This window comes from Devosia sp. (assembly GCF_041917035.1).
GTDB lineage: Bacteria > Pseudomonadota > Alphaproteobacteria > Rhizobiales > Devosiaceae > Devosia_A.
The window spans coordinates 1-16,695 of record NZ_JAYRYM010000002.1 but is presented as its reverse complement, the minus strand read 5'-3'; the positions used below and the strand labels follow the sequence as shown (position 1 = coordinate 16,695).

Genomic DNA, 16,695 nt, shown 5'->3' with positions numbered 1-16,695 from the left:
CCCTCTTCCAGTTGTCACAACCCTGGTCTAGCAAGGCCTGAAGCACAGATCGCAGTTCAAGGGGCAGCACATGTCAACGATCATCGACATCACCGGCCGGCAGGTCTTCGACAGCCGCGGCAATCCGACCGTGGAAGTCGATGTCGTGCTGGACGATGGCAGTTTCGGCCGCGCCATCGTGCCGTCGGGCGCCTCGACCGGCGCACATGAAGCGGTGGAACTGCGCGACGGCGGCAAGCCCTTTCTCGGCAAGGGCGTGACCAAGGCCGTCGACTTCGTCAACACCGAGATCTTCAACGAGATCCAGGGCCTCGACGCGCTCGACCAGATCGAGGTCGACCGTGCGATGATCGAGCTGGATGGCACTCCGAACAAGAGCCGATTGGGCGCCAACGCCATCCTCGGCGTCTCGCTGGCGGTGGCCAAGGCCGCAGCGGAATCGAGCGAACTGCCGCTCTACCGCTACCTGGGCGGGCCGAACGCGCATGTGCTGCCGGTTCCCATGATGAACATCATCAATGGCGGCGCCCACGCCGACAATCCGATCGACATGCAGGAATTCATGATCCTGCCGGTGGGCGCGGAATCGATCGCGCACGCCGTGCAGATCGGGTCGGAGATCTTCCACACGCTGAAGAAGGGCCTCGCGGCCGACGGTCACAACACCAATGTCGGCGACGAAGGCGGCTTTGCGCCGAACCTGAAATCGGCCGAGGCGGCCCTCGAGTACATCGTCAAGTCGATCGAAAAGGCCGGCTATACGGCGGGCAAGGACGTCTATCTCGGGCTCGACTGCGCCTCGACCGAGTACTTCAAGGGCGGCAAGTACGTGATGGAAGGCGAGGGCAAGACCCTGTCGTCCGAGGACAATGCGCGGTTTCTCGCCGGCCTCGTCGACCGGTTCCCGATCATCACCATCGAAGACGGCATGGCCGAGGACGACTGGGACGGCTGGAAGGTCCTGACGGACCTGCTGGGCAAGAAGGTGCAACTGGTCGGCGACGACCTGTTCGTCACCAATACCGAGCGGCTGCGTTCGGGCATCAAGATGGGTGTCGCCAACTCGATCCTCGTCAAGGTGAACCAGATCGGCTCCTTGTCCGAGACGCTCGATGCCGTCGACACCGCGCATCGCGCCGCCTACACCTCGGTGATGTCGCACCGCTCCGGCGAGACAGAGGATTCGACCATTGCCGACCTCGCCGTGGCGGTGAACTCCGGCCAGATCAAGACCGGCTCGTTGTCCCGGTCGGACCGGCTGGCAAAGTACAACCAGTTGATCCGGATCGAGGAGCAACTCGGCGGCGCGGCGAAGTATGCCGGGCGCAGCGTACTGAAGGGCTAGGGCGGAGAGGCACGAAGCATGCGTCGAGAAGTCGACGGCAGGGGAAGGGTAGCGGTTTCCGTGTGGGTGCGCCTCGGGGCGGTCCCGGTGGCGGTTGCGTTGCTCGGCGGACCGCTTGTCCTGCCCGCCATTGCCGACGACTACGATGACGCGCTCCGCTGCGTCGTCCTGATCGGACAGGCCAAGGACAGCTACACGGCCGCGAATGTCGACGCGTTGCGCGAGGCCGGCGATCGGCTGCAGGCGCGGGCCGACGCGGCACGGCCGTCGGACCTGACCGACCAGCAGAAGGTCGATCGTCTCGTCGCCGTCATCGATGAGATCAATGCAGAAGGCGGCATTCAGAACGAATGGCTGCGTGGTGAGGCGGTGTTCTGCGCCAACATGGTCGAAGTGGACCTCAGCCTGCCGGAGGGGAACTAGGAGCCTATCGTCACGCGATTGCCAATCCTCGCGGAAGCGATAAGCTCGCTGCCAACAATGGGGGTGGGTTTTGCTTGTCAGCGCGCGACTGCATTTCCTGGCCCTTCTGTTTCTCACGTCCCTCTCGTTGCTTCTCGCGTCCCCTGCCTTGGCGCAGTGGCAGATGCTGGAGGAGGTCGACGTCTCCGGACAGCCGACCTACACGCTTCGGGCAGCGCTGAGCGACAAGGTCTTCTTCCAGGTCTGGTGCCGTGCCTCGGAGCGCCAGATCGCGCTTCTCACCTATGACGGCGAGAACGCCGAAACCTGGCCGAACGCAGAGCCGGTGGCGCTCCGTGTACAGTCGGATACCGGTCAGAGTTGGCAGAGCGCGGCCGAGTACTACCGACATGCCCCGGGTTGGCTCGGCACCCGCTATCGCAACGGCCTCGCCGACGCCCGGGCCATCGTGGAGGATATCGTCGCCGCCAAGTCGAGCATCAGCGTGGTGCTGGTGCAGACTACCAGCGGCGCTGAGCACCCGATGTCGCTTGGCGCCAAGGGATCGACCGCGGCGGGCAGGGCCTTCATCGCGAAGTGCTTCGGGAGTGCTCCCGTGGCGCAACCCGCCATGGCCCTGTCAGCCTGGGGCGTCACGGTGGAGCCCGACCCCGTCAATGGCGGGACGCAGGCGACGCTGGTCGGCGACCTGGACCAGGGCGGCTTCTTCCATGCCTATTGCGACGGACTGAGGCGACCCGAAGTGGCGTTTCTTTCGACCAATCCCTCGACCTTTCCATATGAGGCGGGAGATGTCGGCCTGACGCTGAGGATCGAGGTCGACGGCGATCAGCGCAGCGCCCCCGGGGAGCACTTCGCGCGGTCCGACGGCTCCGCCGGTGTCCGCTACTACTCCGAGCCCGAGTACGTTCAGGGCCTGATCGAGGCCGTCGGCTCCGCCACCACCGAAGTCGCCATGACCATCGAGAGCTACACGAGCGGCATGGTGACCCGCTGGCCGGCAAAGAACCTGCAGGGTCTCGCTCAGGCGGTCGCCCAGTTCCGGTCGCAGTGCTTCGACGCGGCACCGGCAGTGGCAGACACGCCGGCAGCCCCGGAGGCAGCCACTCCCGATCGCGTCGTCGCGGAATGGACGTTGCGGAGCAAGCCCAGTGATGCGCTTCCGGACCACACTCTGGTCGTCAGTACGGAGGACGGCAAGGCATCGGTACTGCTGGCCTGCGACGCTGCCGGCCAGCCATTCTTCGGCATCGAGGTGAACCCCGGCCTGATCGCCGATACCGGGCCGGCCACCGACTCCGTGGCCGTCCTGGTTGACGACTCCGACTTCAGGTTCATCGCCGAGAGCTGGAGCGAGGGGCCGTTGCGCTACCTGCAGAGCACCAATGTCTACCAGATCAGCGACATGGTCGTGCGGCTTGCCAACAGCGCCGAGGACATTCGGCTCAACATCGTGACAACCTCGGGCGTCGTCTACACCGGACAGCTTCCCAAAGGGGAACGGGCGGAGGCGGCGGCCAGGGATTTCGCCAGGCTCTGCCTGGCCCCGGACGAGTACGATCGCATCGCCAACCCCCTTCCTTCACCCGTGGTGGGCTGGGAGCTACTCGATGGCGAGGTGGCCGAAGCGCTTGGTGCGCTGGCGGTCCTTCGCGCCAATGCTGCACCGTCCGGCGGTTGGGTCGAGTTCAGGTGCTTCCCGGGGACGGGCGCGCACGAACTGGCCTTCTATTCCGACGATTTCCAGAAGCAGGATGCGCTCGAGGCCGCGTTCCGGCTGGAGTTGGCAATCTTCATCGGCGACGATGGCTACTGGCCGATCAATGAAGCGGGCTACGCCCAGTCGCTGGGCGATCTGGGCATCGGGACGACCGATCAGGCAGTCGTCGAAGAGATACTGGATGTGCTGTTCGAGGTCGCGCCCGCCGAAATGACGATCTCGACGCGGACGGACTTCGATGACTACGAGCCCCACAAGGTACCGCTCGCCAACAGCTTTCTCGTCGAACTCTACCGCGAGACCTGCGGGTGAGGTGAGGTGGCCGCTGCTTGTCCACCGCCTGTTAAGGTGCGGCAAACTATAAGGACAGTGCCTATACGCGAACATGGCGCATACATGTCCACCCGCCTCAAACGTCCCGCCTTCTGGCGTCACCTGCTGATGACTTCGGGGCTCCTGGCGTTCCAGGGCTACCTTGGCTACAGCTTCTTCACCGGGCAGTTCGGGATCGAGAGTCAGGATGTGCTGGAGGCCGAGATCGACGAACTCGGTGCCAGATCGGCCGCACTGCAGGCCGAAATCGACTCATACCGGCATCGGATCGGGCTGTTCAGATCGTCCAGCCTTGACCCTGACCTGGTTTCAGAGCGTGCCCGTGCATTGCTATCCCTGGCGCAGCCGGGCGACATCCTTGTGATGCTGGACCCCGTCACTGGTCAACCGATTTTCGGTTCAGCCAATGCATCAACCGCAGATCAGTTAACCGACAAAATCGAAGTCGGAATAGACTGATAGCTGCGTTCCCTAACGCGCCGGGGGAGTTAGCCTTTTCGGGACGTTTCGGCTATTGTACGGCGATATCGGCCCAGCGGTCGAGTATGGCCATTCCACTCGGAGTCCTCGCCCATGGCGCGTAAGCCCGCGGCCAAATCGGCCCAGTCCAATGTCCCCGAACTCAGCAAGGCGCAGGAACTCGAGGCCTATCGCGACATGCTGCTCATTCGCCGCTTCGAGGAGAAGGCCGGCCAGATGTACGGCATGGGCCTGATCGGGGGTTTCTGTCACCTCTACATCGGCCAGGAAGCAGTGGTGACCGGAGTCACCATGGCATCCCAGAAGGGCAAGGACGCGCAGATCACCGGCTACCGTGACCATGGCCACATGCTGGTCATGGGTCTCGACCCCAAGGGCGTGATGGCCGAGCTGACCGGACGGAAGGGCGGGTTGTCCAAGGGTAAGGGCGGCTCGATGCACATGTTCTCGAACGAGCATCGCTTCTACGGCGGCAACGGCATCGTCGGGGCGCAGGCCTCGCTCGGCACTGGCCTGGGGTTTGCCTCCAAGTACCGCGAAGACGGCACCGTTGCGATCGCCTATTTCGGTGACGGGGCCGCCAACCAGGGTCAGGTCTACGAGAGCTTCAACATGGCGAAGCTGTGGAACCTGCCGGTGGTCTACATCATCGAGAACAACCGATACGGGATGGGAACGGCGGTCGAGCGGGCGTCGGGCCAACCGAACCTGTCCAGACGCGGCATTTCCTTCGGCATAGATGGCGAGCAGGTCGACGGCATGGATGTGCGCATGACCTATGACGCCGCCAAGCGCGCGATCGAACATGCCCGCTCCGGCAAGGGGCCGTACATCCTCGAGATGCTGACCTACCGCTATCGCGGCCACTCCATGTCCGACCCGGCCAAGTACCGCAGCAAGGACGAAGTGGCGACGATGCGCGCCGAGCACGACCCTATCGAACAGGTGAAGAGCCGCATCATCGAGAAGGGCCATGCGACAGAGGAAGCACTGAAACAGGTCGAGACAGAGATCCGGGCCATCGTCACCGAGGCCGCGGATTTTGCCACGACCGACCCCGAGCCGGATGCCTCGGAGCTGTGGACGGATGTCTACGCGGCATGATGGCGATGGCGATCCTCGCCGGACGGCGCATGAGCCGCGACGCGGAGCATCTGTCCGCATCGGTGGCGGAGCGCGGCAAGAACCATGAGTGGACTGGACGACTGGACGGCGTGGGCGCTGGCGGGTGGTGTCGCGGCCCTGTTTGCGGCCTATTTCGCGTGGGTCGGTCGCAGCCTGTTCGCGTCGCTCCGACGACTGATCGACACCATCCAGAACTGGCCGCAGATTCGCCGCGCCATGGTCGAGGCAGAGGCGCGGGCCGGCGGACGTTATCCGCTGTGGTTTCGCGCATTGCGCGGCATCACACTTCTGGCGCTGTTCGGCCTGGTGGCGCTGCTGGTGTGGCGCAAGTTCGTCTGAGGACGACGGACGCGGAATGGCCTGGTGCAGTTCACTCGCCGAAACCTTTCAATAGCCGCGGCATGGCCGCCTGATCGCCCTGCGGAGCAAGAGATGCCCACAATCCTGATGCCTGCCCTGTCGCCGACCATGGAAGAGGGCAAACTGTCGAAGTGGCTGGTCAAGCAGGGGGACGTCGTCAAGCCGGGCGACGTCATCGCCGAGATCGAGACCGACAAGGCGACGATGGAGGTCGAGAGCGTCGACAGCGGCACGGTGGTTGCGATCCTGGTTGCCGAGGGCAGCGAGGGCGTCAAGGTGAATACCCCCATCGCTCAGGTGCAGGCCGACGGCGAGGCCGCGGCGCCGTCGGCGCCGGCAGCCCCGACGGTTCCGGAGCCTGCGGCGGCTCCCCTGGCGCCGGTGCGGGAGGCCGCCGCCGCAGCTCCCTCCCTGGCCGCCGCGCCCATGGCCCCCAGGTTCGAGGCGGCGGCCGATCCCGACCTGCCCGCCGGCGTCGAGATGGTGGAAATGACCGTCCGACAGGCCCTCAACGAGGCGATGGCCGAAGAGATGCGGCGCGACAAGGACGTCTTCCTCATGGGCGAGGAAGTGGCCGAGTACCAGGGCGCCTACAAGATCAGCCAGGGGCTGCTGCAGGAGTTCGGCCCGAAGCGGGTCATCGATACCCCGATCACAGAGCATGGCTTTGCCGGGCTGGCCGTCGGCGCCGCGTTCGCCGGCCTGCGCCCGATCGTCGAGTTCATGACCTGGAACTTCGCCATGCAGGCGATCGACCAGATCATCAACTCGGCGGCAAAGCAGCTCTACATGTCCGGCGGACAGGTGACCGCACCGATCGTCTTCCGCGGTCCGAACGGTGCCGCGGCACGGGTCGGCGCGCAGCACAGCCAGGACTATTCGGCCTGGTACAGCCATGTCCCCGGGCTCTGGGTGGTGGCGCCCTTCAGCGCGGCCGATGCCAAGGGGCTGCTCAAGGCTGCGATCCGCTCGAACAACCCGATCGTCTTCCTCGAGAACGAGATCCTCTATGGCTCGACGGGGCTGGTGCCCAAGGTCGAGGACTACGTGCTGCCGATCGGCAAGGCACGGATTGCCCGGGCGGGCAGGGACGTCACCATCGTCTCGTTCTCGATGGGCATGCGCTATGCCACCCAGGCCACCGAGAAGCTGGTCGCGGCGGGCATCGATGTCGAACTGATCGACCTGCGCACCCTGCGTCCCATGGACAGCGCCAGTGTCGTCGAATCGGTGAAGAAGACCGGGCGGCTGGTGACGGTGGAAGAGGGCTGGCCACAGGGTGGCATCGGAGCCGAACTGTCGGCGCGAGTCGTCGCCGAGGCCTTCGACTACCTCGACGCGCCTCCCACCCGTATCACCGGCAAGGACGTGCCGATGCCCTACGCGGCAAATCTCGAGAAGCTTGCGCTGCCGAACGTGGATGAAGTGATCGCGGCGGTAAATGCCGTGATGTACCGGAGCTGACCATGGCCACCCAGCAGGAACTCGACAGGAAGTTTCTCGACGAGGCCTACGCCGAGGCCCAGAAGGGCCTGTCCGAGGGGGGCATCCCGATCGGCTCGGTGCTGGTGCGCAACGGCGAGATCATCGGGCGCGGGCACAATCGGCGGGTGCAGAAGGGTGATCCGATCCTGCACGGGGAGATGGACGCGATCCAGAATGCCGGTCGCCAGAAGACCTATCGCGACGTCACCTGCTATACAACGCTCTCGCCCTGCATGATGTGCACGGGTACGATCATCCAGTTCGGGATTTCCCGCGTGGTCGTCGCGGAGAGCAAGAACTTCAAAGGCTTTCAGGACGTGCTGTCGCTGGCCGGAGTTGAGGTCGTCGACCACCACGAGCCCCGATGCGAGCACATGATGGCGGAGTTCATCGAGAAGAACCCGCACTTGTGGAACGAAGATATCGGCGAGTAGGGAACGACATGAGCATAAACATCACCATGCCCGCGCTCTCCCCCACGATGGAGGAGGGCAAGCTTGCCAAGTGGCACGTGAAGGAGGGCGACAGCGTGTCCTCCGGCGACGTGATTGCCGAGATCGAGACCGACAAGGCGACGATGGAAGTCGAGGCGGTCGACGAGGGCAAGATCGGCAAGATCATGGTGCCCGAGGGTACCGAGAACGTGAAGGTCAACGCGGTGATCGCGGTGCTGCTGATCGACGGAGAGAGCGCCGGTGCCGCGGGTGCCACCCCGGCGGCTGCCGTGCCCGCTCCGGCGGCGGCTCCGGCGCCTGCCGCTAAGGCGGCCAATGATCCCGCCCCAGCTATGCCGGCCCCGGCGCCGGCTGAAGTCGAGGCCGAGCGGCGGGCCCTGAGCGCGGCAGCTGCCAGTGCGACTGCAAAGGCGGCAAACGGTGCGGCCAACGGATCTGCACGTGTCTTCGCTTCGCCGCTGGCCAAGCGGTTGGCCAAGGAAGCCGGTATCGACGTTTCGGCTATCACTGGTACCGGGCCGCGCGGTCGTGTCGTGAAGTCCGATGTCGAGGCGGCCAGATCGGGCAAGGCCCCGCTCAAGGCAGCCGCCCCGGCGGCAGTGCCGGGTCCGGCGGCGCCGGCCACGGTTCCGGCCGGAGGCATGAGCAAGGCGCAGGTGCTGGCGCTCTATCCGGAGGGTACGTACGATCTCGTGCCGAACGACGGCATGCGCAAGGTCGTGGCAGCACGCCTCACCGAGTCCAAGCAGACGGTGCCGCACTTCTACCTGACGCTCGATTGCCGGATCGATGCGCTGCTGGCCGCGCGCGAACAGATCAACAGCGCGGCGCCGGTCAAGGATGGCAAGCCGGCCTACAAGCTGTCGGTCAACGACTTCGTCATGAAGGCCTGGGCGGCGGCGCTGATGAAGGTGCCGACGGCCAATGCCACCTGGGCCGGTGACTCGATCCTCTACCACAAGCACGCCGACGTGGCGGTGGCCGTGTCGGTGCCGGGCGGACTGTTCACCCCGGTGGTGAAGGCGTGCGAGACCAAGTCGCTTCGCCAGATCTCCGAAGAGGTGAAGGACCTTGCGGGACGTGCCCGCTCGAAAAAGCTGATGCCGGCGGAGTACCAGGGAGGCACCTCGTCGGTTTCCAACCTGGGCATGTTCGGGATCAAGGAGTTCGCCGCCGTGATCAACCCGCCGCATGGCACCATCCTTGCGGTGGGTGTCGGCGAAGAGCGGGTCTATGCCGAGAAGGGCCAGGTCAAGGTAGGGAACTTCATGACCGTGACGCTCTCCTGTGATCACCGCGCCGTTGATGGCGCACTGGGCGCCGAGCTGCTGGCGGCGTTCAAGGCGCTGATCGAGACTCCCGTGATGATGCTGGCTTGAGCCCGATGCACACCGTGCTCTGCTACGGGGACAGCCTGACCTGGGGGGTGAACGCCCACACGGGCGGGCGTCATCGCCATCAAGACCGGTGGCCGTCGGTGCTCGAGGCAGGGCTCGGCGGCGGGGCAGTCGTCGTCAATGCCGGTCTCAACGGCCGAACCACAATGTTTGACGACTACGGAGTCGCTGCGGATCGCAATGGGGTAAGGGTACTGCCGACCATTCTTGCGACCTTCGAGCCCATCGACGTTGTCGTGTTCATGCTCGGCACCAACGACCTCAAGACTTTCGTGTCCGGGTCCGCTGTCGCCGTTGCCCAGGGGATCAAGCGGCTGGTCGAAATTGCGCGGTCAACGCCGCAATCCGAAGCCGTTCCGGCGCCCGGAATAGTCGTCGTGTCACCGCCTGAGCCCCTGTCGCTCGGACCCGTTCCGTCCTTCCCGTTGCTCTCGCCGCGGACCGCCGAATGGGGTGCGCTCGCACCCGGCCTGGGGCAGTTGTGTCGCGACCTGAGCGTCGGTTTTTTCGACGCGGCCACGGTCGCAAGCGCCGCAGGTGGCGGCGACGGCATTCACCTGGATGTACCCAATACCAGGGCTATCGGCGCGGCACTCGTTCCAGTCGTTGCCGATATGCTCGCTCAACGAGAGGCGCGCGCCGCATGAAGACCATCCTCGCCTACGGCGACAGCCTCACCTTCGGCGCCAACCCGATCCCGGGCGGCCCTCGCCATGCCCATGAGGACCGCTGGCCCGCGGCCCTCGAGCGTGCGCTGGGGGGAGCGGCGCGGGTCATTGCCGAGGGACTTGGCGGGCGGACGACCGTGCATGACGACGGCTGGGCCGCCGCGGACAGGAACGGCGCTCGCATCCTGCCGACGCTGCTCGAGAGCCATTCGCCGCTCGACCTCGTGATCATCATGCTCGGCACGAATGACCTGAAGCCATTCCATGGGCGGACCGCTCAGGAGGCGGCCAACGGCATGCGCCGGCTGGTACAGATCGTGCGCGGACACTACGTCAAGCCGAGCGACGTCGCGCCGCGGATCATCCTGGTGTCACCGCCCCACATCATTCACTCCGACCATCCGGAGATGATCCCGCATTTTGGCGGCCGCGCCGTCATCGCCGAGTCACAGGAACTGGCGCGCTGGTACAAGCTTCGCGCCGACGAGTATGGCTGTGGCTTCTTCGATGCCGCGACAGTGGCGAAAGCGCATCCTGCTGACGGTGTGCATCTCGATGCCGAGAACACCCGCAAGATCGGCGAAGCGCTGGCGCCGCTGGTCAAATCAACCCTCGGACTCTGACCCTTCGACTGAAAGGCAAGGCCAAATGGCTGACACTTACGACCTGATCGTGATCGGGGCCGGACCGGGCGGCTATGTCGCGGCAATCCGTGCCTCGCAGCTCGGCATGAAGACGGCGATCGTCGAGCGCGAGCACATGGCGGGCATCTGCTCGAACTGGGGCTGCATTCCGACCAAGGCGCTGCTTCGCTCGGCGGAAATCTATGGCCACATGGGCCATGCCAAGGACTACGGCCTCAAGGCCGACGGACTTGGTTTCGACATCGACGCGATTGTGAAGCGCTCACGCCAGATCGCGGGGCAGATGAACAACGGCGTCCAGTTCCTGATGAAGAAGAACAAGGTCGACATCATCTGGGGTGAGGCCCAACTTACGGCGCCGGGAGAGATCGTGGTCAAGAAGATGACCAAGAAGCCGGTCGAGCCGCAGCACCCGGCGCCGAAATCGGTACTGCCGGAAGGAACCTACAAGGCAAAGCACATCATCATCGCCACGGGTGCCCGGCCGCGGGTGCTGCCGGGAATCGAGCCGGACGGCGAGCGGATATGGACCTATTTCGAGGCCATGAAGCCGGCGAAGTTCCCCAAGTCACTGGTGATCATGGGTTCGGGCGCCATCGGCATGGAGTTCGCCTCGTTCTACCGTTCCCTCGGGGCCGAAGTGACAGTGGTGGAACTGCTGCCCACTATCCTGCCGGTCGAGGATGCCGAGATCGCGGCCCATGTGAAGAAGCGCTTCGAGAAGCGTGGCATCAAGATCATCACCGACGCCAAGGTGGCAAAGGTCGACAAGACGGCAGCAGGGATTACCGCCTACATCGAACCGAAGACCGGGGAGAAGCTCTCGATAGCGGCGGATGCGCTCATTTCGGCGGTTGGCGTGCAGTGCAACACCGAGAACCTGGGGCTGGAGAAGCTCGGGGTCAAGATCGAGCGCGGTGCAATTGCCGTGGATCACTACGGTCGCACCAGCGTTCCGGGTATCTGGGCCATCGGCGATGTCGCCGGCCCCCCCATGCTGGCGCACAAGGCCGAGCATGAGGCGGTGATCACGGTCGAGACGATTGCCGGCGTCAAGGGAGTGCACGGCCTCGACAAGGGGAAGGTGCCGGGCTGCACATATTGCGAGCCACAGATCGCGAGCGTCGGACTCACCGAGGCGAAGGCGAAGGAAGCCGGCCGAGAGATCAAGGTTGGCCGTTTCCCCTTTGTCGGCAATGGCAAGGCCATCGCGCTGGGCGAACCGGAGGGACTGGTCAAGACCATCTTCGACGCCAAGACCGGCGAGTTGATCGGCGCGCATATGGTGGGCGCGGAAGTCACTGAACTGATCCAGGGCTTCGTCGTCGCCATGGGCCTCGAGACCACCGAAGAGGACCTGATCCACGCCATCTTCCCGCATCCCACGCTCAGCGAGACGATGAAGGAGAGCGTGCTCGACGCCTACGGTCGCGCGCTGAACATCTGACGTGGCCGACCACCCGGTTCCACCAGCGGATATCCCCTACATGTCACAAGACCTCGTCCAGTTGCTCATCCTGCTTGGCATCGGCCTGGTGGCCGGCTGGCTTGCCGGGCTGGTCATGGGCGGAGGCGGCCTGCTCCGCAACCTCATCGCCGGCGTCATTGGTGTGTTCGTCGGCGGCTATGTTCTGAAGCTCGCCGCCGTGAACCTGCCGATCGACAATCCCTATCTCAGCCAGATCATCACCGGCGCCATCGGGGCGGTCATCGTGATCGTCGTGGCGCGGCTGATCGCGCGGTAGCGCAGATGATCGAGATCTTGAACCTCCGCCGTCGCAACGCGATATCGCACAGCAGCAGTTCGGGGTATGAAGATGGGCGTGCCTGAGAAGCAGTTCGGGAGAGAAGAAATGAATCGGCTGGACGCTCGCTCGCTCGTCATCTTTCTGGCCATTGGCGTCGTTGCCGGTTTCCTCGCCAGCCTGGTCGTTGGTGGCGGTGGTCTCGTCACGTACCTCATCAGCGGCGTCATCGGGTCGTTCGTCGGCGGCTACCTGTTCTCCGCGCTCAAGGTCGACCTGAAGATCGCCAGTCCGATCGTCAGCCAGATCATCACGTCCACGATTGGCGCCATCATCGTGGTCATCATCGCCCGGCTGATTGCCGGCTAGGACATCCCTTGGTCACCCTGATCGACAGTCTAGAGTCGCGCCCGCGGCACCCAGAGAAGGCCAGCCGGCCCGACAACGAAATGCTGCGAAAGCCGGACTGGATCCGCGTTCGTGCGCCCGGGTCACCGGTCTATCGGGAGACCCAGACCATCGTGCGCGAGAACAATCTCGTCACGGTGTGCGAGGAGGCGGGCTGCCCGAACATCGGGGAGTGCTGGAGCAAGAAGCACGCGACCATGATGATCATGGGCGAAATCTGCACGCGGGCCTGTGCCTTCTGCAACGTGCGTACCGGCCTGCCGACGGCGCTCGACCCGTCGGAACCGGAGAACGTGGCGACGGCCGTCGCCAAGCTCGAGCTGGCGCATGTGGTGATCACGTCGGTCGATCGGGACGACCTGCCGGATGGAGGGGCCGAGCACTTCGCCCAGGTGATCCGCGCCATCAGGGCTCGCACTCCGAGGACGACGATCGAGGTGCTGACCCCGGATTTCCTGCGCAAGGAGGGGGCGCTCGAGATCGTGGTGGCGGCGAAGCCCGATGTCTTCAACCACAATCTGGAGACTGTCCCTTCCAAGTACCTCAAGGTCCGGCCGGGCGCGCGCTACTTCCACTCGATCCGCCTGCTGCAGCGCGTCAAGGAGCTGGATCCGGGCATGTTCACCAAGTCGGGCATCATGGTCGGGCTGGGCGAGGAACGGAACGAGGTCCTGCAACTGATGGACGACCTGAGGTCCGCCGACGTCGATTTTCTGACGATCGGCCAGTATCTGGCACCGACCAAGAAGCACCATCCGGTCGATCGGTTCGTGACCCCGGAGGAATTCAAGTCCTACGCCACGGTCGCGATGACCAAGGGCTTCCTGCTGGTCTCGTCGAGCCCGCTGACCCGCTCGTCCCACCACGCCGGTGAGGACTTCGAGCGCCTGAGGGCGGCGCGCATGGCCAAGCTCGCCCATGCCTGACCTCTTCTTCGAGCGGCACGTGCCGCACCTGCCGCGCAGGATGTTCGACCTCGTTTCGGACCTGGAGGCCTATCCACGGTTCATCCCGAATTGCCGGCAAATGGACGTGCGGGTCGGCCCGGACAATGCGCGGCTGGCGAAGATGACGATCCAGTTCGGCCCCATCACCCAGTCCTACACCAGCAGGGTTGTGGCGGATCCGGGCGCGATGACCATCACCGCAGTGGCCATCGACGGTCCGTTCGCCTACCTCGACAGCAAGTGGAGCTTCGAGCCTGAAGGGCAGGGGACGCGTATCCGCTTCGATGTCGATTTCAAGTTCTCGAACCCGCTGATCGCGGCGGTGGCCGAGCCGGCGTTCGCCGCCAAGCAGGACGAGATCATCGATGCGTTTGCCGACGAAGCGGACCGACGGTTCGGCTGATCCGATCAGCGGCCGGCCGCTGCGTCCAGGGCCTTCTCCGCCGGAACGCCGAACAGGTCATACTCGTCGGAATCAGTCACCGTCACGGAGACCATGTCGCCGGGCTTGATGCCGTCCGCCTCGTGGACGATCACGGTGCCGTCGATCTCCGGCGCGTCCCACTGGCTGCGGCCGATGGCCCTGCCGGTCGCGGGATCGACGTCATCGACGAGCACATCGATGGTGCGCCCGACCTTGCGCCCGAGCTTGTCGGCCGAGATGTCCTGGGCCAGCTCCATCAGCCGCTCGTAGCGCTCGCGCTTGACTTCGTCGGGGACCAGACCGTCGAGTTCGTTTGCCGGGGCGCCTGTCACCGGCTCATACTCGAAGCAACCGATCCGGTCGATCTCGGCCTCCTCCAGCCAATCGAGGAGAAACTCGAAATCCTCTTCGGTCTCCCCGGGAAAGCCGACAATGAAGTTCGAGCGGATGGCGAGGTCCGGCGCGACGGCGCGCCAGGACTTGATCCGATCGAGCGTCTTTACCTGGTTCGCCGGACGGCGCATCGCCTTGAGAACGGCGGGCGAGGCATGCTGGAACGGAATGTCCAGGTAGGGGAGGATCCTGCCCTCGGCCATCAGCGGGATAACGCCATCGACATGCGGGTAGGGGTAGACGTAGTGCAGCCTCGTCCAGACGCCGAGCCTGCCCATCTCCTCGGCCAGCGTCTGGAACCGGGCCTCGATGTCGCGGCCGCGGAACTTGCTGCTGGCATACTTGATGTCGATCCCGTAGGCCGAGGTGTCCTGCGAGATCACCATGATCTCCCTGACGCCGGTAGCAACCAGGCGTTCCGCTTCATAGAGAACAGAGGCGATCGGACGGGAGACGAGGTCCCCGCGGATCTGCGGGATGATGCAGAACGAGCAGCGATTGTTGCAGCCCTCGGAAATCTTCATGTAGGCGTAGTGCCGTGGCGTCAGCTTCAGGCCGGCCTCCGGCACGAGGTCAACGAACCGGTTGGGAACCGGCGGCAGATGCGCGTTCACCGCATTGACGACGTCCTCGTACTGATGCGGCCCGGTCACCGCGAGAACCGACGGGTGCGCGTCGCGGATCATCTGTTCCTCGACGCCAAGGCATCCGGTGACGATCACCCGCCCGTTCTCTCCGAGGGCCTCGCCAATCGCTTCCAGGCTTTCCTTCTTGGCACTGTCGAGAAAGCCGCAGGTATTGACCAGCACGATGTCGGCGCCGGCGTAGTCGCGCGAGAACGCATAGCCCTGCGCCCGCAGGGTGGTCATGATGCGTTCGGAATCGACGAGTGCCTTCGGGCAGCCGAGGCTGACGAGGCCGATCTTGGGAGCTTGGGTCATGGGGGCGTGGCTATACGCCAATTGGCCAAAAAGCAACGATCGGTACTCTACGATGTCGCAATGCGCTCCTGGCACAGCGCGGACCGCAGAGCCGCCTGCTACAATTCCGGCGTGCCGGCCGGTGGCGTTCGCCTGGCTGTCCGGCGGGGAGGAGCGGGCGGGGCCTCGGGTGCAACATCCTCGCCGTAGGCGTCGTCCTGAGCGATCTCGTGGATCGCCTCCTTGACCTCATCCATCAGAGTTCCCGGCATTCGGCTGAGGCTGACGGTACGGGTGGCCGTCTCGTTGGCCTTGAAGAAGACCAGGAGCAGCTCGCAGATGACCCGCAGCGCCACCATCCCGAGTGCGCCGAAGACCGCAATCTCGAGGATACCCCACAGCCCATCGCCGAAATTGCGACCGAAGGTCAGGAACAGGTGTCCAACCGCCCAGAGCAGCAACGCCGCCATGCCCGTGCCATACAGGATCGGTACCAACCGCGGCGACAGAATGGTGTCGAGCCGGAACAGCGCCGGCGAAAGGAAGATCTTCTTGAGGTCTTCGAGCATTGTCCTACCCCCAGCCAGACTCGGGCCTGTGTTCAAAATGCGGTGCTCAGGCCGCTGTTACAAGGGCCTCCGGAGGCATACCTGCCGTGGGGCCGAAGCGCTTCTCGAATGCGCGACGCAGGGCCGTGTCCACCTCTGCCATCGAAACCAGCTGGCCGAGGTCTTCAATGCTGGTCACCCCCTGATCGGAGATACCGCAGGGCACGATGCCGCCGAAGTGGTCGAGTTCGGGCATCACGTTGATCGCGATACCGTGGAAGCTGACCCACCGACTGACTCGAACGCCGATGGCCGCGATCTTGTCCTCACGCGCCGGTCCCTTGTCAGGACGCCGAACCCAGACGCCAACGCGCCCTTCGCGGCGCTCTCCGCGGATGTTGAAGGCACCGAGCGTGTCGATGATGAGCCCCTCGAGGCCCCGGACCAGGCATCGCACGTCGCGCCCACGCTGCCTGAGGTCGAGCATGACGTAGACGACGCGCTGTCCGGGACCGTGATAAGTGTACTGGCCACCGCGACCGGCGTCGTACACGGGGAAGCGATCCGGCGACAACAGGTCGTCGGTGCTTGCCGAGGTGCCGGCGGTGTAGAGGGGCGGGTGCTCCAGCAGCCAGATTCTCTCGCCCGCCTCGCCGGCGGCAATTGCCGCGGCCCTGGTCCGCATGGCTTCGAGGGCGAAGGGATACGGCACCAGTTCGTCGGATACCACCCACTCGGCCGGAACATTGTCCGGGCGGAGCAACTTGCTGCCGGTGTCGCAGTCTGGAGCATCTGTTAACGCTTCGGTAAGCATGGCCGGCGGATGTTCTACCTGTGGGGCACCGGCCTGATTCAGCCGAGCGGGGGTGTTCGTT

19 protein-coding genes are annotated in these 16,695 nt (G+C 64.8%); 16 read left to right on the top strand and 3 right to left on the bottom strand.

All coding sequences use genetic code 11. The features are described 5' to 3' along the window. Positions 1-70 precede the first annotated feature (70 nt). The 16 genes from eno to ACE3TU_RS00570 all read left to right on the top strand — a co-directional run bounded on the left by eno (position 71) and on the right by ACE3TU_RS00570 (position 13,938). A complete protein-coding gene (gene eno, locus ACE3TU_RS00645; RefSeq protein ID WP_374618859.1) occupies positions 71-1,345 on the top strand; it encodes a phosphopyruvate hydratase in 1,275 nt (424 codons plus the stop codon). A gap of 18 nt (positions 1,346-1,363) precedes the next feature. After that, positions 1,364-1,768, top strand: a complete 405-nt coding sequence (locus ACE3TU_RS00640) for a hypothetical protein (protein WP_374618857.1) — start codon at positions 1,364-1,366, stop codon at positions 1,766-1,768. Positions 1,769-1,931: 163 nt separating this feature from the next. Then, positions 1,932-3,800, top strand: coding sequence for a hypothetical protein (locus tag ACE3TU_RS00635; RefSeq protein WP_374618855.1), 1,869 nt, complete (start codon positions 1,932-1,934; stop codon positions 3,798-3,800). An 84-nt stretch (positions 3,801-3,884) separates the two neighbouring features. Further along, complete coding sequence (locus ACE3TU_RS00630) at positions 3,885-4,280, top strand: septum formation initiator family protein (protein ID WP_374618852.1); 396 nt, start codon at positions 3,885-3,887, stop codon at positions 4,278-4,280. A gap of 114 nt (positions 4,281-4,394) precedes the next feature. Continuing rightward, entirely contained in the window at positions 4,395-5,405 is a 1,011-nt protein-coding gene (gene pdhA / locus ACE3TU_RS00625) for a pyruvate dehydrogenase (acetyl-transferring) E1 component subunit alpha (protein WP_374618849.1), read from the top strand. Positions 5,406-5,489: 84 nt separating this feature from the next. After that, positions 5,490-5,765 (top strand): hypothetical protein, encoded by a 276-nt coding sequence (locus ACE3TU_RS00620; RefSeq protein WP_374618846.1) that lies wholly within the window; start codon positions 5,490-5,492, stop codon positions 5,763-5,765. Between the two features lie 93 nt (positions 5,766-5,858). Beyond that, positions 5,859-7,250: a pyruvate dehydrogenase complex E1 component subunit beta gene (locus ACE3TU_RS00615; RefSeq protein WP_374618844.1), complete on the top strand. Its 1,392-nt coding sequence runs from the start codon at positions 5,859-5,861 to the stop codon at positions 7,248-7,250. A gap of 2 nt (positions 7,251-7,252) precedes the next feature. Beyond that, positions 7,253-7,705, top strand: a complete 453-nt coding sequence (locus ACE3TU_RS00610) for a nucleoside deaminase (RefSeq protein WP_374618842.1) — start codon at positions 7,253-7,255, stop codon at positions 7,703-7,705. Between the two features lie 8 nt (positions 7,706-7,713). Beyond that, on the top strand, positions 7,714-9,105 hold the full coding sequence (locus ACE3TU_RS00605; RefSeq protein WP_374618839.1) for a pyruvate dehydrogenase complex dihydrolipoamide acetyltransferase: 1,392 nt from the start codon (positions 7,714-7,716) through the stop codon (positions 9,103-9,105). Positions 9,106-9,110: 5 nt separating this feature from the next. Further along, positions 9,111-9,770, top strand: a complete 660-nt coding sequence (locus tag ACE3TU_RS00600; protein WP_374618836.1) for an SGNH/GDSL hydrolase family protein — start codon at positions 9,111-9,113, stop codon at positions 9,768-9,770. After that, positions 9,767-10,414, top strand: coding sequence for an SGNH/GDSL hydrolase family protein (locus ACE3TU_RS00595; protein WP_374618833.1), 648 nt, complete (start codon positions 9,767-9,769; stop codon positions 10,412-10,414). Before ACE3TU_RS00600 ends, ACE3TU_RS00595 begins: the two co-directional genes overlap by 4 nt. A gap of 25 nt (positions 10,415-10,439) precedes the next feature. Continuing rightward, on the top strand, positions 10,440-11,882 hold the full coding sequence (lpdA, locus tag ACE3TU_RS00590) for a dihydrolipoyl dehydrogenase (RefSeq protein WP_374618831.1): 1,443 nt from the start codon (positions 10,440-10,442) through the stop codon (positions 11,880-11,882). A gap of 40 nt (positions 11,883-11,922) precedes the next feature. Further along, entirely contained in the window at positions 11,923-12,180 is a 258-nt protein-coding gene (locus tag ACE3TU_RS00585) for a GlsB/YeaQ/YmgE family stress response membrane protein (RefSeq protein WP_374618828.1), read from the top strand. A 108-nt stretch (positions 12,181-12,288) separates the two neighbouring features. Beyond that, on the top strand, positions 12,289-12,549 hold the full coding sequence (locus ACE3TU_RS00580; protein WP_374618827.1) for a GlsB/YeaQ/YmgE family stress response membrane protein: 261 nt from the start codon (positions 12,289-12,291) through the stop codon (positions 12,547-12,549). An 8-nt stretch (positions 12,550-12,557) separates the two neighbouring features. Next, complete coding sequence (gene lipA / locus ACE3TU_RS00575) at positions 12,558-13,514, top strand: lipoyl synthase (protein WP_374618825.1); 957 nt, start codon at positions 12,558-12,560, stop codon at positions 13,512-13,514. Continuing rightward, positions 13,507-13,938 carry a type II toxin-antitoxin system RatA family toxin gene (locus ACE3TU_RS00570; protein ID WP_374618822.1) on the top strand — a complete coding sequence of 144 codons (432 nt, stop codon included), beginning with the start codon at positions 13,507-13,509 and terminating at the stop codon, positions 13,936-13,938. The genes lipA and ACE3TU_RS00570 overlap by 8 nt, the downstream gene beginning before the upstream one ends. A 5-nt stretch (positions 13,939-13,943) precedes the next feature. On the opposite strand, the gene rimO is transcribed toward ACE3TU_RS00570, so the two are convergent. From rimO to lipB, 3 genes are all read right to left on the bottom strand, one after another. Beyond that, positions 13,944-15,293, bottom strand: coding sequence for a 30S ribosomal protein S12 methylthiotransferase RimO (gene rimO / locus ACE3TU_RS00565; RefSeq protein WP_374618819.1), 1,350 nt, complete (start codon positions 15,291-15,293; stop codon positions 13,944-13,946). A 98-nt stretch (positions 15,294-15,391) separates the two neighbouring features. Further along, complete coding sequence (locus tag ACE3TU_RS00560; protein ID WP_374618817.1) at positions 15,392-15,841, bottom strand: DUF4282 domain-containing protein; 450 nt, start codon at positions 15,839-15,841, stop codon at positions 15,392-15,394. Between the two features lie 46 nt (positions 15,842-15,887). Further along, positions 15,888-16,634: a lipoyl(octanoyl) transferase LipB gene (gene lipB, locus ACE3TU_RS00555; RefSeq protein ID WP_374619011.1), complete on the bottom strand. Its 747-nt coding sequence runs from the start codon at positions 16,632-16,634 to the stop codon at positions 15,888-15,890. Positions 16,635-16,695: the final 61 nt, after the last annotated feature.

Coding starts and splice junctions, on each gene's coding strand:
- eno (WP_374618859.1), top strand. CDS start 71: ATGTCAACGATCATCGACATCACCGGCCGGCAGGTCTTCGACAGCCGC.
- ACE3TU_RS00640 (WP_374618857.1), top strand. CDS start 1,364: ATGCGTCGAGAAGTCGACGGCAGGGGAAGGGTAGCGGTTTCCGTGTGG.
- ACE3TU_RS00635 (WP_374618855.1), top strand. CDS start 1,932: ATGCTGGAGGAGGTCGACGTCTCCGGACAGCCGACCTACACGCTTCGG.
- ACE3TU_RS00630 (WP_374618852.1), top strand. CDS start 3,885: ATGTCCACCCGCCTCAAACGTCCCGCCTTCTGGCGTCACCTGCTGATG.
- pdhA (WP_374618849.1), top strand. CDS start 4,395: ATGGCGCGTAAGCCCGCGGCCAAATCGGCCCAGTCCAATGTCCCCGAA.
- ACE3TU_RS00620 (WP_374618846.1), top strand. CDS start 5,490: ATGAGTGGACTGGACGACTGGACGGCGTGGGCGCTGGCGGGTGGTGTC.
- ACE3TU_RS00615 (WP_374618844.1), top strand. CDS start 5,859: ATGCCCACAATCCTGATGCCTGCCCTGTCGCCGACCATGGAAGAGGGC.
- ACE3TU_RS00610 (WP_374618842.1), top strand. CDS start 7,253: ATGGCCACCCAGCAGGAACTCGACAGGAAGTTTCTCGACGAGGCCTAC.
- ACE3TU_RS00605 (WP_374618839.1), top strand. CDS start 7,714: ATGAGCATAAACATCACCATGCCCGCGCTCTCCCCCACGATGGAGGAG.
- ACE3TU_RS00600 (WP_374618836.1), top strand. CDS start 9,111: ATGCACACCGTGCTCTGCTACGGGGACAGCCTGACCTGGGGGGTGAAC.
- ACE3TU_RS00595 (WP_374618833.1), top strand. CDS start 9,767: ATGAAGACCATCCTCGCCTACGGCGACAGCCTCACCTTCGGCGCCAAC.
- lpdA (WP_374618831.1), top strand. CDS start 10,440: ATGGCTGACACTTACGACCTGATCGTGATCGGGGCCGGACCGGGCGGC.
- ACE3TU_RS00585 (WP_374618828.1), top strand. CDS start 11,923: ATGTCACAAGACCTCGTCCAGTTGCTCATCCTGCTTGGCATCGGCCTG.
- ACE3TU_RS00580 (WP_374618827.1), top strand. CDS start 12,289: ATGAATCGGCTGGACGCTCGCTCGCTCGTCATCTTTCTGGCCATTGGC.
- ACE3TU_RS00570 (WP_374618822.1), top strand. CDS start 13,507: ATGCCTGACCTCTTCTTCGAGCGGCACGTGCCGCACCTGCCGCGCAGG.
- rimO (WP_374618819.1), bottom strand. CDS start 15,293: ATGACCCAAGCTCCCAAGATCGGCCTCGTCAGCCTCGGCTGCCCGAAG.
- ACE3TU_RS00560 (WP_374618817.1), bottom strand. CDS start 15,841: ATGCTCGAAGACCTCAAGAAGATCTTCCTTTCGCCGGCGCTGTTCCGG.
- lipB (WP_374619011.1), bottom strand. CDS start 16,634: ATGCTTACCGAAGCGTTAACAGATGCTCCAGACTGCGACACCGGCAGC.